This is a genomic window from Gardnerella bretellae (assembly GCF_048545135.1).
Classification (GTDB): domain Bacteria; phylum Actinomycetota; class Actinomycetes; order Actinomycetales; family Bifidobacteriaceae; genus Bifidobacterium; species Bifidobacterium greenwoodii.
The window spans coordinates 62,306-76,777 of record NZ_JBKQXU010000005.1 but is presented as its reverse complement, the minus strand read 5'-3'; the positions used below and the strand labels follow the sequence as shown (position 1 = coordinate 76,777).

Sequence of the window (14,472 nt, the reverse complement as noted above, 5' to 3'; positions counted from 1 at the left end):
GCACAAATAATGCCTTAATATATAGATATGCATTACGTTTCTGAAAATTCATTGCACAATGTCGTCAATAAAGCCACGACTGATTTGTTCACTTTCTCCTACAAGCATGTAATAAAACCACATTTTGTGTTCAACATTCCGCCTGACGAAGCTCACGAACGCATGATTGACTTCTGCAAATTCAGCGAAAATACGCCGGGTCTTATGTGGCTTCTTCGAACAATGCTTAACTACACGGATCCTGTTCTTGAAACTAATGTTATGGGATTGGATTTTGCGAACCCGTTCGGCTTAAGCGCTGGATTAGATAAAAACTGCCAAATGGCAACCGTGCTAGACAATGCCGGCTTTGGTTTTGAAACAGTTGGCTCAACTACAAGCCGTCCTTGCGAAGGAAATCAGAAGCCTTGGTATCATCGTCTTCCGCAATACGACTCTATTTTGGTACACGCAGGTTTGGCAAACGACGGCAGCGAAGCGGTTGTTGCGCGTGCAGAAAAAGCGTGGACTAAAGCTAAATCAATGAATATGTCTATTTCAATTGCTCGCACAAACGACGATTTAGTTGGCGACTTAAACGAAGGCATTGAAGATTATCACATTTCTATGGAGCGCGCGGCTGGACGTAGCTCGATTATTGAGGTGAATATTTCCTGCCCAAATACTCGCGTAGGTGAACCTTTTAGAGAGCCGGAAGCGCTGGATAAACTTTTTAGCGATCTTGATACTATTAAGCGACCTCAGCCAACGCTTGTTAAAATGCCGCTTAATTTGCCGGGAGGATGGGAGCAGTTTAAGTCGCTTCTAGATGTTCTTGCCGAACATAAGGTTGATGGCGTAAGTATTGCGAACTTGCAGAAGAACCGCTCCGGACTTGACGTTCCAGCAGATTGGCAAGGCGCACTTTCTGGAGGTCCTACCTACCAGGCAAGCAACGAACTTATTCGTCGCACGCGCAAAGCTTTTGGTAATCGTTTTGCTATTGCTGGAATTGGCGGCGTCTTTACACCAAAGCAAGCATACGAAAAGATTCGCGCTGGAGCGGATTTGGTTATGTTTATTACGTCTCTTATGTACAGAGGACCGCAGCAGATTACGACACTAAAGCGCGGACTTGCGGATCTTTTGAAGCGAGACGGATTCGAGCATGTTTCCGACGCTGTTGGAGCAGATTTAGACTAAAAGTGACGGCATAAACTACCCAGTCGCGAGTAGTTTATGCCGTTTTTTTGCGTAATTCCAACCAAAACAGCGCAGCGTTGAGTAGGCATGCCGCTTGCGCTGTTTTAATCATCTAAAACTTAATACGCATCTCCTGTGGAAGTGTTGTAATCATCGCGACGAGCAGTTCCATACTGATCCTGCGTCTGCTGCTGATTATTAGCCTCTTCCTGCTGTTCTCTAGCGGCCTGACGACGAGCGTCTTCATCTCGCTTTTCCTGCTCAGTTTGGGCAGGCTTCTTATAAAGCGAGTCGTGCGTTGAGGAAGCTCCGGCAGTGTACTTTGGATCAGGCTTTCCGTAATCGTTATCAACAGGAATATTAGCAGCCTTCAAATAGTCGTTCATAAACTGCTTCCAGGCAGGCGTTGCAATATACATACCATACCAAGCTGCCATTGTGCGACCGTTAATAGTCATGCCGTTGAAGCTCTTTTGCGATTCGGCATTGCCGACGGCCACAAACGAAGCCACCTGATACGGCACAAATCCTGCTGTGGTCATGTAGTACTGTTCGTTAGTACCAGTTTTTGCGAAGGTTTTACGTCCGCCGTCAAGCTGAGTTGTTGAAGCCTCACCACCAGGTTGAACAACACCCTGATTAAGTGCATATGCGGCAGTTTGTGCAATACCCTTTGGAATAGCCTGATGGCAATGCGCACTAGGAACTCTTAGACGCTTGCCGTTCTTATCAATAACTCGCTTAATAGCAATAGGATCGCAAGCAACACCATCCGCGCCCAAAGTTGCATACACATTAGCAACAGTTAAAGGAGAAGCCTGCACAGAACCAATGGTCATTGGCGGGTTCAAAGAATTAGCAGAATACACACTTTCCTGACCAAGAGGCGAATTATGGTATCCAAGAATTTTAGCCGCGTCTGCAATAGAGCACAGCTTAATTTGCTGAGCCATAGACGCCTGCGTAGTGTTGTGAGAACGAACAAGACCTTGCAAAGGCGTTTCTGGGCTAACAGTGCCACCGCCGGAGTTTTGCACAAACCATGAGCCGACTCCGCGGAACTTATTGCAGTTAAAATCAGAATTATTGTATCGAATAGTCGTGCGAAGAGGCTGGTTGATTGACTTTCCAGCAAGCATCCACGCAACCATATTAATAGGCTTCCAAGTAGAACCAATCTGCCAGCCAAGACCACCGCCATCTCGCTCGTCAACAGCGTAGTTAAGAGCAGTATGAGTTGGATCAGACCTAGCAGCGTCGGACGCGTCATAAATACGATTGCTACCAAAGGCCAAAACCTCACCAGTTCCAGGCTTAATAGCGGCAATCGAAACTTCAAAACCGCTTTTATCGTTTACTGGAATCGTGTCACGAGCAGCTTTCATTGCGGCCTTACTTGCACGCAAATCCATAGTGGTGTAAATATCGAGACCACCTTCAGTAAGAAGCTTTTCTCGCGCAACAGCCGTCTTTCCAAATTCGCGAGAGTGCAAAATTCTCTTTGTTACGTAATCGCAGAAGAATGCAGCGTCACCTGCAGCCTGGCAACCAATCTTAGACACTTCTCGCTGAACATTAAGAGTATTTTTTAGCGGGATTGCTACGGCAGAATCATGCTCCTTCTTATTTATAAAACCTTGACGAAGCATTAAATCAAGCACAATATTGCGCTGCTTTTGCGCTTCTGGCTGATTTTCTTCAATAGACGGATCGTAATGAGAAGGATTTTTTGTGATTGCAGCAATAGTTGCAGCCTGCACAAGATTAAGCTTTGCCGCGCTCGTATTAAAGTAGCGGTGGGCTGCAGTTTCTACACCGTAAATATTATTGCTACCAAATTGCGCAATATTAAGATAGCCTTGCAAAATCTCAAGTTTTGAATACTTTTTTTCCATTTGAATTGCTATGAGCATTTCGCGAAGCTTACGCGCAATCGTACCTTCAGAAGCGTGATATTCCGCCAAAGGATCGTTATTTTCGCGCGCTTTAATCATAAGCACATTTTTCACATACTGCTGAGTTAAAGAAGAGCCGCCTTGCATATCTGACTTTTTAACGAATGTTTTCACAAACGCGCGCATAACGCCTTGAACATCAACGCCAGAATGCTCAAAGAATCGCCTATCTTCACGAGCAACCATTGCCTGCTGCATATATTGCGAAATACGTCTAAGTGGCACAACAGTGCGATTTTGCGCGTAAAATGTTGCGATAATTGTTTTGCCATCAGCTGCATAAAGTCGCGATTTTTGCGGCAAAGCAGTTACGTCAAAATCGATGCCATCAACGCGAAGTGAAGGAACAACTGTTTTCACCACGCTATTCACACTCATAACGCCAGGAACGAACATAATACTTGCAGCAACACCACCAGCAACACACAAAGTGATGTAGGTAAGAAACAGCGCTAGCACACGGCGAGCAGTAAGTGAATTCTTTTTCGGCATGCGTACTATTCTAAAGGTTTGCCTCTACTTGAATAATCAGCGTCCTGCTCTTCGAATTAACATTCCCGGCTTATAAATAATAATCGAACGTCCTTTTCGCATAATCCACCCGCGATTTGCAAAATCCATAAGCGCCTTGTTCACAGTTTCCCTAGAAGAACCAACCAACTGAGCTAATTCCTCCTGAGTTAAATCATGCGGCACAAGCAAACCGTCACTCATTGGCTCGCCAAATCTAGATGCCAAATTCAACAGAGTTTTTGCCAAACGAGCTGGAACATCCATAAAAACTAAATCTGAAATTCTCTCATTATTAGCCCTCAGTCTCGCAGCCAAAACTTGCAGCATATCTACAGCAACTCGAGGATGATTATTTAGCCAGGCGAATAAAATATCGTTTTCAAGCCACAAAACTTTTGTTTTGCTTGTAATGGTGATTGCTGAAGCGGTACGAGGACCGCCCTTTGGGTCAAAAACAGGAATTTCGCCCAAAATTTCACCAGAAGTATGAATACTAAGCAATTGCACACGATTATCATTAGAATGACGCACTAATTTTACGCGACCGCGCTCAAGAAGGTACATTCTGTGATCGGTATCTCCCTCATTAAAAATCGACTCACCTTTGTTAAAAATCGACTCCTGAAGATGCACCAAAAGTTCCTTCATTTGATCCGCAGGAACTTGCTTAAACAATGCAGTATGCTGCAGCGACAATCTATCACTATTTGTAATCACTGCACTAGTTTTGCTTATCACCATTGCTTTACCCTTCTCAAGCAAAGTAGATATATCGCCTTTGAGTTACCTACGCATACAGATGAACGTAAACGTATGTGCGTAAACGAACATCACTTCGAATTATAATATCACGGATGCTGGCACGTAGGCGACATAAACAGCACACAGCTGAGTAGTTTCGGTCGTTTTAGACTATTCGTTTATGCCCATAGCACCAAGACACCAGGCGTTTTCATACGCAAGCTCCTGCCACTGCCTATACCTGCCCGAAGTACCGCCGTGGCCGCCGTCAGTTTCAACACGCGCAATAGCATCCACCCCAGAAGCCTGCAATTTTGCGAGCCATTTCATAGGTTCAGTAACAAGTACGCGAGTATCGTGAATAGACGATGTGATTAAGATTTTCGGGAAATCAGCTAATTTTTTGCGCCCATCTTCACTACCAGTACAAGGCACGTTTTCGTAAGGAGTATACGACTTCATATAAGCGTAATCTTCAGCATTATTAAGCGGATTTCCCCACTCATCCCACTCGGTTACAGTAAGCGGCAAAGAAGAATCAAGCATAGAAGTAAGTGCGTCAACGAACGGCACATCCGCTTCAATTCCCGCATAACATTCCGGAGCCATATTTGCTATAGAACCCATAAGCAAGCCGCCTGCAGAACCGCCATTTGCAACAGTATGGCAAGCAGAAGCAAAACCAGCATTCTGCAATGCGCGCGTTGCGTCAACAAAATCTTCAAAAGTGTGCTTTTTATTAACGCGCCTACCCTGCTCATACCACGCGCGACCCATTTCACCGCCGCCGCGCACATGCACTTGAGCATACAGCACTCCGCGATCTAGCAAACTCAAGCGTCCAACGGAAAAACTAGGGTCAGAACTTACTTCGTACGCGCCGTATCCTGTAATAAACATTGATTCGTTTTGCGAAATTTTATCCGGACGCCAAACAATAGACACCGGCACACGCTCGCCATCCCTAGCAGTAATCCATATGCGTTTTTCGGCGTAATTATGCTCGTCAAACTCGCCAAGAATCTTCCCGCGCTTAAGTAACAAGTCTTCGCCGCTTGAAGGATCAAGCTCACGAAGCTGACCTAAAGTTGCGTAACTTCCAAAAGCGTAACGCATGCGAGGAGCTTCATAAGAAGGATTCCCAGTCATAGAAATGCTGAACAAGCGATTATTTTTGATTTCTTCTTTAGATATTTTGCAAAGACATTCGCGCGAAGAAGATTTAGCTTGATTAGTTATACAAGATTCCAGATTATTAACACGCGAAATACTTACGTTTTGAACATTAACGCAAGTAGATTCGTGATCTAAAACAATTTGCGGCTGAACTTCGTAAAAACGCCACGGCTTTCCGCTTAAAAAGTCTTCTGCAGCGCGCTTTTTGCTGACTACAGCCAGATGCGGCAATCCTTGAGCGCGATACGCCAACGCAACATAATTTTTATACATTGACAATCCGCTTATACTTAAGCCGACTGAGTTTCGCAATATTTCAGGATTTTGTTCGCAATTATACGGCTGGCAAATAGGCTTTTTGCTGGCCGAATCTTCCCACAAATCTCCATTTTCACAGCCGTAAGGAGAACCGGAAGCAACGCAAACGCCATCGCCTAGTTTATAAGTCGCAATTTTAGATGAGACTGCGTTCGCACCTGCGCTTGTATCTGCGTCCGAATCTGCGTCCAAATCTGCGCTTGGAAGATTTCGCATATCAATAACATCAATCTCAAAATTAGGATTTTTAGCATTGTGGCAAACAATAGCAACCGGAATATCCTCACCATTTTTACCAGCACCTTCAAAGCATGCGAAGGAAATGTCGTATTCAACGCCTTCAGACGGCTCAATCACCATGCGAAAATCACCTTCAGGCGTACTTAGCGGAAGCATAAGCACACGAGAGGTTGTTTTAGAGCTGCTACTAATCATCATGTAGCGTTCGTCAAAGCTTTCGTAAACGTCAACAAAAAAGCGCTCGTCTTTTTCTTCAAACACTTTTACATCGCTGCTTGTTGGTGTTCCAACGCGGTGCCGCCAAACCTGGTAAGGACGCCATGCGCTGTCTATTTTTACATAAAACACCCATTTTCCGTCCGGAGAAAGTGAAGCAGAAGAAAGATTCTCCCAAGACTCTTCCAAAGGAGACCAAGAACATGTGCTGGAAGAAAAATCGCGCATAAAATAGCTAAAACGTTCGTCGCCTTGAGTATCAACTCCGTAAAGCATGCGAGATCCGTCGGAGCTTAAATCCATGCCTCCAAGCCGGAAGAATTTGCTTCCAGCAAGCTCTGCTTCTTTGTTTGCATCAAACAGTATTTCTTCACCTACAGTTGCGCCCGGATCAGCAGACTCATCTATAGTAGGCGGATTCCAATTAGCTTCATCGCTAACTTTCATACGACATTGAATAGCGTACTGTTTTCCTTCTTGCGTACGAACGTAATACCAGTAATTATTCATTCGCACAGGAATAGACATGTCTGTTTCTTGAACTCTAGAGCGCAATTCATTAAATAAGGTAGAACGCAAGTTTTCTAAATGCTTAACGCGCTTAGCAGTGTACGCATTTTGAGAATTTATATATTCAAGAAGCTCACTGCTGCTACGATTTTTCATCCAAGCGTAGTCGTCAACATAAGTATCGCCATGAAATTCGCGCTTTGAGGGTATTCGCTTAGCTTCTGCAGGTTTTTCAAAGACTGTTTGGGAAGTTGTTTTACAGCTTGTTTCGCAAATCTTTTCACTCATAAATATTTTTTTACCTTACTCTGCTTTTAATAGCCTCTTTTATAAACGGAAGCATTACTTCCGACAATCCTTGACCTGTAGGCGCTGCAAAAAATGGAACTCCTTGCAATGTTCCAGCAGCACCTTTTGCTTCTACAACATTTAGATTATCGTCAAGTTTTTCAAGTTCCGTTTCAGGAATTTCCGGAATACTTTCATCTGCAAAAATATAAGCACGACGAGAAGCACTAAGAGCAACCGCAAAGTCACGCGATAATTTACGTCGAAAATTGTCTACAGTATCCCGCTTATGAAGCTGACGAATGCCAACAGCGAGCACTCGGCCAGGATGCTGACGAATAATATTCGCATAAGTGCTTGGATCTTTTTGGCCGTCGTCACCAATAAGCACAAAACGCATACCTGGAAAATCATCCATAAGCTGGGTGGCAAACTCCAACTTATGCTGCGGACCGTTTGGAATAAAAGTCTTAGGACGCGGATCTAAATCGCGGAGCAAAAGAGGGCCTTCAGGAAACTTTTCGCGCTCAATAAAGTGACGAATTGAAGCCTCAACATTCCAAGGAGAAGTAGAAAGATAGAAAAATGGAATATCGTTACGCAAATTAGACAGCGACTGGAAAAACTCCGACATTCCAGCAACAGGCGAACGATGCGCCGGATTCATAATAAGCAGATTGTACGCGGCACGAATTGGAGAAGGCGCTTGAGTGACCATAATAGTGTCGTCAACGTCGGAAATAATTCCGATTGGCACGTTGTCATCAATAGCAAACAAGCTTGCTTTAACCGGCTCACGATTTTCAAGCGTGTAAGAAACAACATGACGACCCGGCAAAAGCGCGCGTTCTGTAATCAAATCCAAGTAGCCTGCACGATCAGAAATACAATATTCAGCACTACAGCCACGAGCCTCTTCCGGCTTGTCATAAACTTCAGAATCACCGACTTGCGCGGTTTCTACAGGAATATTGTCTATTGATAGAGCAACACGAACACGTACGGCTGGAATCACAAGCATGGCGTAAATACCGCGCTTTAACACTGAACGGTGCCCGCGCTTTGGAGCATACACTGTGCGGCAAATTAAGCGAGCATAGCGATGCGTTCCATAGCCAATATACGGCTCTACGCTTGGATACCACCCTGACCGGCGAGCAATGCGAGAAGCAAATCGCATCCATATTCCAACACAAGACGTAATAACACGTCTTACTACGCGCACAAACCAAGGTTTATTGCTGATTTTTTCGTCTTCAGACGGTGCGTCAAAAAGTGTAGCTGTAACATGTACAGGAATTGGGGTGCTGCTAATTCGACGAGATAACGAAGGTGCTGCCGGTTTCGATTGTACAGCCGGTTTTAACAGCGCTTCCGGTTTTTGCGCAACAGCATGCTTTGATGGCGCTGCAGAAGTAGCTACATTCTCATCGAATGAGCTAGTTTCATCCTCAGAACCTTCATCATACATGCTCATACGCTCATTTCTCGCGCACAGGACCATCCGGAGTAGTTCCTACAATCTGAACAATCGTGCCGCGCGGGCAATTCTCATAAATCCAGCGCGCATCCTGCTCGTACATGTTGATGCATCCGTGAGAACCGTGATTTGCAGCATCGCCAGTAGCAATACCATCATAATTCCAAGAAGCAGTGTGGAATCCTTCTCCAGCGTGATAATAGCTAACCCAGCGCACATTAGGCGAGAAGTAAGAAGAACCATCGCCATTTCTACCGCGCATATCCTGAGAAGCGTAACGCAAGTAAATGAAGAACGTGCCAGGAGTTGAATCATCCGCGCCAGTTCTACCGGTGCAAACAGGGAAAGTCTTCACAAGCTCGTCGTTTCTATAAACAGACGCAGTCTGAGTTGACTTATCAACAACAATGCGCATTTCCACAAGCTTTTTCTCAACCGTAAACTTAGTGATTTTCGTAGGAAGAGTCAGCTTAAAATCATTACCCTTACGCAAAGCATCGACTGCTTTTTCTGCAGCTGATTTTGCATAAGTGATTTCAACACCATTAGAACCCTTCATGGTTGTGAAAATAAACTTTCCGTCTTTATTGATTGCGTCTTCCTGATTAACTTTCTGCTGATTAAGCTCTTTAGGAAGTGCCTGAGACAAGAACTCGTCTGCTTTATCTGTATCAATAGTGTAAGAAAGCTTACGACGCGTAGTATCAGCTTTTACAGTAATCCAAGAAGCAAGAACTGTTTTAGGAACAGTAAAATCTTTTCCGTCGCCATTATTAAACGCAATTTTTTTCGACAGCAACTTATTTAATTCGTCAACAAGTTTCTGTGCAGCATCGCGCTTAATAGGAGCTTGCGTTTTGCGAGAAGTAACTGAAACTTTTAAGCTTTTACCAGGATGAGCCAGTATTTTTTTCACAGCTTCGCGCACGGACAAAGTTTCAATAGTGCGTCCAGGAATACCATCTTCTACAACGTAAGACTCGGAATTCTTGTCGAATTTTGCGCTGTAAGGAACGGCACGATCACGCTCACGAACAAACCTAGTAAGCACATACGAATCCATTGCAGAATGATCAACCTTAGCTTGCAAACTAACAGACTGCTGAATCCAAGGCATAATGCGAGTGAATAAATTATCATGCTTAGCTTGCATAATTGCTCGCACAGTATTCGGCTGATTGATTTTTACACCAAGCTCACCCAAATCTGCAGTAATACTGTTTCCACGGTCGTCCTTAATAACCAAAGAAGAAGCATCCACGGCATCACTTACAACGCGCTTTACGGAATCCTCTTTATAACCCGTAAGATTACGAGCAACAGAAACATCACCAAAATTAACGCCTGGAGATACGCGATCGTGGAAATACCACTGTAGTGCAAAGAATGCTACAGCTATCAAAATAACAAAAACTAGAAGAGAATAAAGCAATGCGAGCGCAGAACGATTGCCGTGATTAGCTGAGCCTGCCTTCGCTCCGTTAGCACCACGACCGCCTCGATTGCCATCTTTACCATTTCTGCTTCCGCCATTTTCGGACGCTGATTGAGAATCAGGCGTTACAGCCTTAAAAGTGTCTGTTGCTGTAGAATCAGCAGAATTGTTAATAAGTATTTCTTGTACAGAAAGACCACTGTCGAAAGAATCCTGATCTTCGTACTCGTCTGCAACTTCACCAAGATTTTCGGCAAGAGTTTTTTCATCATTATCGGCAGATTGATTATCCACCTGATTCTGCTCGACTTGCGCAAAAGCAACTGTATCGTCGCTCGCGTCATCAGGCGTATGACCCGGCATTTGATCGAAGGAATTTTCGCCTTCAGGATTGTGCTGCATATCAGTCATATTAATAACCTCTGCTCAATAATTGTACGCAAAAACACGCTTGTACAGTTTATCACTAGCGACGCACGAAATTACAGATTTCTCTGCAAACGCTGCACTGCAGACAATAAAGTAACCAAGGCAGAAGCAACCTCATACGGATGCTCAGTAGCGCTGAAATGTCCACAATCTTCAATCTCAACAAAATCTACGTGCGAGGAAGATTTCATTGCGTCAGCCATTGGACGCATAATTTCAGGCGCACTAGATGGATCCAAAGTGCCGCTAATAACCGCAGCCGGAGCTGTAATCAAAGGCAGCTGGTCTTCCATATCTGGACGGCAGGCTGCCATGCGCTGACGCCATGCCAAACCTTCAGGCTTCTGGTCATGAATCCAATTTTCAAAAGTTTGAATAAACTCAGGAGACTTTTTAACCGTAGAATCTTTTTCGGTTGCGTGAGCAAAATGCATAACAGGCTCAACTGTTTGGTCGCGCTCACAAACGTCTGCAATTTCAAGACGCTTAGCGCGTGCTTGAGGAGCATCAACGCAGGCTCGAGTATCGCATAAAGCAATGCCGGCAACAGCTTTAGGAAGAAGACGCTGAACATCCAAAGCAACATAGCCGCCCATCGAAAGACCAACCCATACAGCGCGCTCAAAGCCCAAATCGTTAATAAGTTTTACATAAGATGCACTAAGAGCATCAAGAGCGTGAGCGTAATCAGCCTCGTTAAACTCAGAGCGCTCGGCTTTTGGAGTCTCACTCAAGCCGGCACCGACCATATCCGGAGCAAAAATAGGAACGTCATGCTTTAACAATCCGGATTCAAGAGCGGCATCAATTTGTGCGTTCAAAGAATCTGCACAAGCATCCCACATGCGGTGATCAACCGGAAAACCATGGATTAAAACGATTGGAACAATATTGGAATTGTTTGAATCGTCAGAATTTTTTACATCTCTATAAACCGTATTGTGCAACTGAAAAAGTGAGCAATCCTTAAAAGAATCGCACTTACTATTTGCGTTGTTAAAAGCTTCACACATAGTGCCTAATAATAGTCTTAGCCATATAAACAAATGTGTAAAAAACGTAAATATTCACAGTATTAAGCAAAATTTATCGTAGCAATAGAAATAATGTGCAAGAATAGAGAGTATGCCAATTATGCCTATCCAAGCAACCATTGCACTTATGGTGATTGTTTTTGCGCTAGTTATTGCGCCATTCGTCATCATGATTGTTACGCGCGCCATGAAACGGCATCATTTAGCGAAAAAACTCGCAAAACGACACGGCGACTCTGTACATTACGCGTTTATTCTAAATCCTTCAAAGCCGCAGGCAGAATCTTACCGCGAAAGTATTCAAAATTATTGCAACAAGCGCAAACTAACTTACGAAATAATCGACACGCAGTTAGACAAAGACGGACGTGAATGCGCACAAGAAGCACTTTCCAACGGAGCTAACGTTGTTGTGGCAGTTGGCGGAGACGGCACAGTTAGAACAGTTGCGAGCGCAGTAAGCGGCAAAGGACATGCTATGGGAATTATTCCTATTGGCACCGGAAATCTTTTTGCAAGAAACATGGGCATACCTGTAAACGATGTGGAAGCTGCATTGCGCGTGGCTACTTCGCACGGATCTAGGCAGGTTGATGTTGGACGAGTAACAATTCTGGACAATCCGAAAGAGGACCACGGCCATGCGTTTTTAATTATTGCCGGAATTGGCTTTGATGCGCTTATGATTGACGACACAGACCCGAAGCTAAAGAAAAATATTAGTTGGCTTGCTTATTTTGTGGCCGGAGTTAAACATTTGTTTATGCCGAAGTATCGTGCAACCGTAACCTTACAAAGATCAAACGGCGACGAAAGCGTGCTAAAAGGACTCACCTTCCGAACACTTATGGCAGGAAACTGCGGGCAAATTCCTATGTTCTCGCTAATGCCAGAAGCCGCTTACGACGACGGCGTACTCGACTTTGAAATTATTGACACTTCGGGCGGATTAATCGGCTGGGCTAATTTATTCCGAGGAGTAGTACACCAAACCGTAACCGGTCACGCCCTGCAGCAGGAGTCGCTATCCGCAGGCTCCAGAATTGACCAAACGCAAGGATTTAGCGCGGAAGTGCAGTTGGAAAAAGCGGCGCCAGTGCAGGTGGACGGCGACATTTTGGGTTACACAAAGCATTTGCGCTTCACTGTTGACAAACAAGCACTGTGCGTGCGCGTGCCAGCAAGCGTAAAAACCAGCGTTACTGTGAGTGAATAATATAAAATACAAGCGCCGTGGCAAAATAAAAAATTATGGTAGCAAAAAATGCGGGAATGCCCGCCACCCCAGAAGATCTAGTCGACGTCGACGCTTTGGTTGGCGCTTACTATGATGAAGTTCCAAATTCCAACATTCCAGAACAGCGCGTGATTTTCGGCACGTCCGGTCACCGTGGTTCTGCTTTGAAAACTTCGTTTAACGAAGCTCATATTGTGGCAATTACGCAAGCTATTGCTGAATATCGCAAGAGCGCTGGCGTAACTGGCCCTCTTTATATTGGTCGCGATACGCACGCTCTTTCTGAGCCTGCTCAAAAAACCGCTATTGAGGTTTTGGTTGCTAACGGCGTTCACGTTCGCGTGGATTCTCGCGGCGACTTCGTGCCAACTCCTGTTGTTTCTCAGGCTATTTTGACTCATAATCGCGCATCCGACGGCACTCAGCGTTTTAGCGGAGACGGCTTGGCTGATGGCATTGTTGTCACCCCTTCGCACAATCCTCCAACCGACGGCGGTTTTAAGTACGATCCTGTAACCGGCGGCCCTGCACCTGCAGACGTGACTAATGCGATTGCAAATCGCGCAAACGAATTACTCGACAACTACAAGTCCGTAAAGCGCGTGCCTTTCGAGGAAGCAATCAAGTCTGATTTGGTTGAAGGCTTCGATTACCGCGAACATTACGTAAGCGACTTGGCAAACGTAATCGACTTCGACGTGATTCGTTCCAGCGGCGTGCGTTTGGGAATTGACCCACTCGGCGGCGCAAGCGTAAACTACTGGCCACTTATGAACGAAAAGTACGGCCTGAACATTGGCGTTGTGCGTCCAGAAGTTGACCCAACTTGGCGATTCATGACTATTGACCACGATGGCAAGATTCGTATGGATCCAAGCTCCCCTTACGCAATGAAGGGCTTAGTTGATCAGCTTAACGCTGGCGCTTGGGATAAGTACGATTTGGTTGGCGGCACAGATCCGGACGCCGACCGCCACGGTATTGTGTGCCCTAACTGGGGTGTTATGAACCCGAACCACTACATTGCAGTGTGCGTTGAGTACTTGTTCGGCGGCGCTCGCCCAGATTGGCCAAAGAATACTGCAATCGGAAAGACGCTTGTGTCTTCTTCCTTGATTGACCGCGTGGCTGCTTCTATTAACGCAAAGCTTGTGGAAGTACCGGTTGGCTTCAAGTGGTTTGTTGACCCACTCTTTAGCGGCGAAGTTGCTTTCGGCGGCGAGGAAAGCTCCGGAATGAGCTTCTTGCGCAAGGACGGTCGCGTGTGGACCACCGATAAGGATGGTTTGATTCCAGACTTGCTCGCAGCTGAAATTACTGCAAAGACTGGCAAGAACCCAGCTCAGCTTCACCAGGATCAGGTTGCTCGCTTTGGCGAAAGCTGGTATAAGCGCGTTGATACCCCAACCACGCTTGAACAGAAGCAGAAGTTCGCAGCTTTGAGCGGCGACGATGTTGAAGCAACCAAGCTTGCTGGCGAAGATATTACCGCAAAGCTTACGGAAGCTCCTGGAAACGGCGCAAAGATTGGCGGCTTGAAGGTGACTACCAAGAACAACTGGTTCGCTGCTCGCCCATCTGGTACCGAAAACATTTACAAGGTTTACGCAGAATCCTTCGTTTCTCCAGAAGCACTTGACAAAGTGCTTGAAGAAGCCACTGCCGTAGTCGACAAGGCTTTAGCATAGTCTGCAAGACTTTGCGTAACGTAATAATCT

Annotated in this window: 9 protein-coding genes; 3 read left to right on the top strand and 6 right to left on the bottom strand. The window is 45.3% G+C overall.

Features of this window, described 5'->3' with window-relative positions; genetic code table 11:
• The first annotated feature begins 27 nt into the window (after nucleotides 1-27).
• On the top strand, nucleotides 28-1,182 hold the full coding sequence (locus tag ACJV7B_RS05175; RefSeq protein WP_419389120.1) for a quinone-dependent dihydroorotate dehydrogenase: 1,155 nt from the start codon (nucleotides 28-30) through the stop codon (nucleotides 1,180-1,182).
• A 119-nt stretch (nucleotides 1,183-1,301) separates the two neighbouring features.
• Here the strand turns inward: ACJV7B_RS05175 and ACJV7B_RS05170 are convergent, their stop codons facing one another.
• The 6 genes from ACJV7B_RS05170 to ACJV7B_RS05145 all read right to left on the bottom strand — a co-directional run bounded on the left by ACJV7B_RS05170 (nucleotide 1,302) and on the right by ACJV7B_RS05145 (nucleotide 11,496).
• Nucleotides 1,302-3,629, bottom strand: a complete 2,328-nt coding sequence (locus ACJV7B_RS05170; protein WP_308581679.1) for a transglycosylase domain-containing protein — start codon at nucleotides 3,627-3,629, stop codon at nucleotides 1,302-1,304.
• 36 nt (nucleotides 3,630-3,665) lie between these two features.
• On the bottom strand, nucleotides 3,666-4,391 hold the full coding sequence (locus ACJV7B_RS05165; protein WP_116794305.1) for a Crp/Fnr family transcriptional regulator: 726 nt from the start codon (nucleotides 4,389-4,391) through the stop codon (nucleotides 3,666-3,668).
• A gap of 171 nt (nucleotides 4,392-4,562) precedes the next feature.
• Nucleotides 4,563-7,139 carry a S9 family peptidase gene (locus ACJV7B_RS05160; protein WP_419389119.1) on the bottom strand — a complete coding sequence of 859 codons (2,577 nt, stop codon included), beginning with the start codon at nucleotides 7,137-7,139 and terminating at the stop codon, nucleotides 4,563-4,565.
• Between the two features lie 10 nt (nucleotides 7,140-7,149).
• The gene (locus ACJV7B_RS05155) at nucleotides 7,150-8,610 is read right to left on the bottom strand and encodes an App1 family protein (protein ID WP_419389127.1); all 1,461 of its coding nucleotides are present in this window, start codon (nucleotides 8,608-8,610) and stop codon (nucleotides 7,150-7,152) included.
• Between the two features lie 10 nt (nucleotides 8,611-8,620).
• The gene (locus ACJV7B_RS05150; protein ID WP_419389118.1) at nucleotides 8,621-10,465 is read right to left on the bottom strand and encodes a L,D-transpeptidase; all 1,845 of its coding nucleotides are present in this window, start codon (nucleotides 10,463-10,465) and stop codon (nucleotides 8,621-8,623) included.
• A 71-nt stretch (nucleotides 10,466-10,536) separates the two neighbouring features.
• Nucleotides 10,537-11,496, bottom strand: a complete 960-nt coding sequence (locus tag ACJV7B_RS05145; RefSeq protein WP_419389117.1) for an alpha/beta fold hydrolase — start codon at nucleotides 11,494-11,496, stop codon at nucleotides 10,537-10,539.
• A 112-nt stretch (nucleotides 11,497-11,608) separates the two neighbouring features.
• Between ACJV7B_RS05145 and ACJV7B_RS05140 the strand changes: the two genes are divergently transcribed.
• A complete protein-coding gene (locus ACJV7B_RS05140; RefSeq protein WP_419389116.1) occupies nucleotides 11,609-12,733 on the top strand; it encodes a diacylglycerol/lipid kinase family protein in 1,125 nt (374 codons plus the stop codon).
• Between the two features lie 35 nt (nucleotides 12,734-12,768).
• Complete coding sequence (gene pgm, locus ACJV7B_RS05135; protein WP_419389115.1) at nucleotides 12,769-14,442, top strand: phosphoglucomutase (alpha-D-glucose-1,6-bisphosphate-dependent); 1,674 nt, start codon at nucleotides 12,769-12,771, stop codon at nucleotides 14,440-14,442.
• Nucleotides 14,443-14,472 lie beyond the last annotated feature (30 nt).

Excerpts from the sequence above, each read along its gene's own strand:
- pgm (WP_419389115.1), top strand. The coding sequence starts at position 12,769 with ATGGTAGCAAAAAATGCGGGAATGCCCGCCACCCCAGAAGATCTAGTC.
- ACJV7B_RS05165 (WP_116794305.1), bottom strand. The coding sequence starts at position 4,391 with ATGGTGATAAGCAAAACTAGTGCAGTGATTACAAATAGTGATAGATTG.
- ACJV7B_RS05155 (WP_419389127.1), bottom strand. The coding sequence starts at position 8,610 with ATGTATGATGAAGGTTCTGAGGATGAAACTAGCTCATTCGATGAGAAT.
- ACJV7B_RS05160 (WP_419389119.1), bottom strand. The coding sequence starts at position 7,139 with ATGAGTGAAAAGATTTGCGAAACAAGCTGTAAAACAACTTCCCAAACA.
- ACJV7B_RS05150 (WP_419389118.1), bottom strand. The coding sequence starts at position 10,465 with ATGACTGATATGCAGCACAATCCTGAAGGCGAAAATTCCTTCGATCAA.
- ACJV7B_RS05140 (WP_419389116.1), top strand. The coding sequence starts at position 11,609 with ATGCCAATTATGCCTATCCAAGCAACCATTGCACTTATGGTGATTGTT.
- ACJV7B_RS05175 (WP_419389120.1), top strand. The coding sequence starts at position 28 with ATGCATTACGTTTCTGAAAATTCATTGCACAATGTCGTCAATAAAGCC.
- ACJV7B_RS05170 (WP_308581679.1), bottom strand. The coding sequence starts at position 3,629 with ATGCCGAAAAAGAATTCACTTACTGCTCGCCGTGTGCTAGCGCTGTTT.
- ACJV7B_RS05145 (WP_419389117.1), bottom strand. The coding sequence starts at position 11,496 with ATGTGTGAAGCTTTTAACAACGCAAATAGTAAGTGCGATTCTTTTAAG.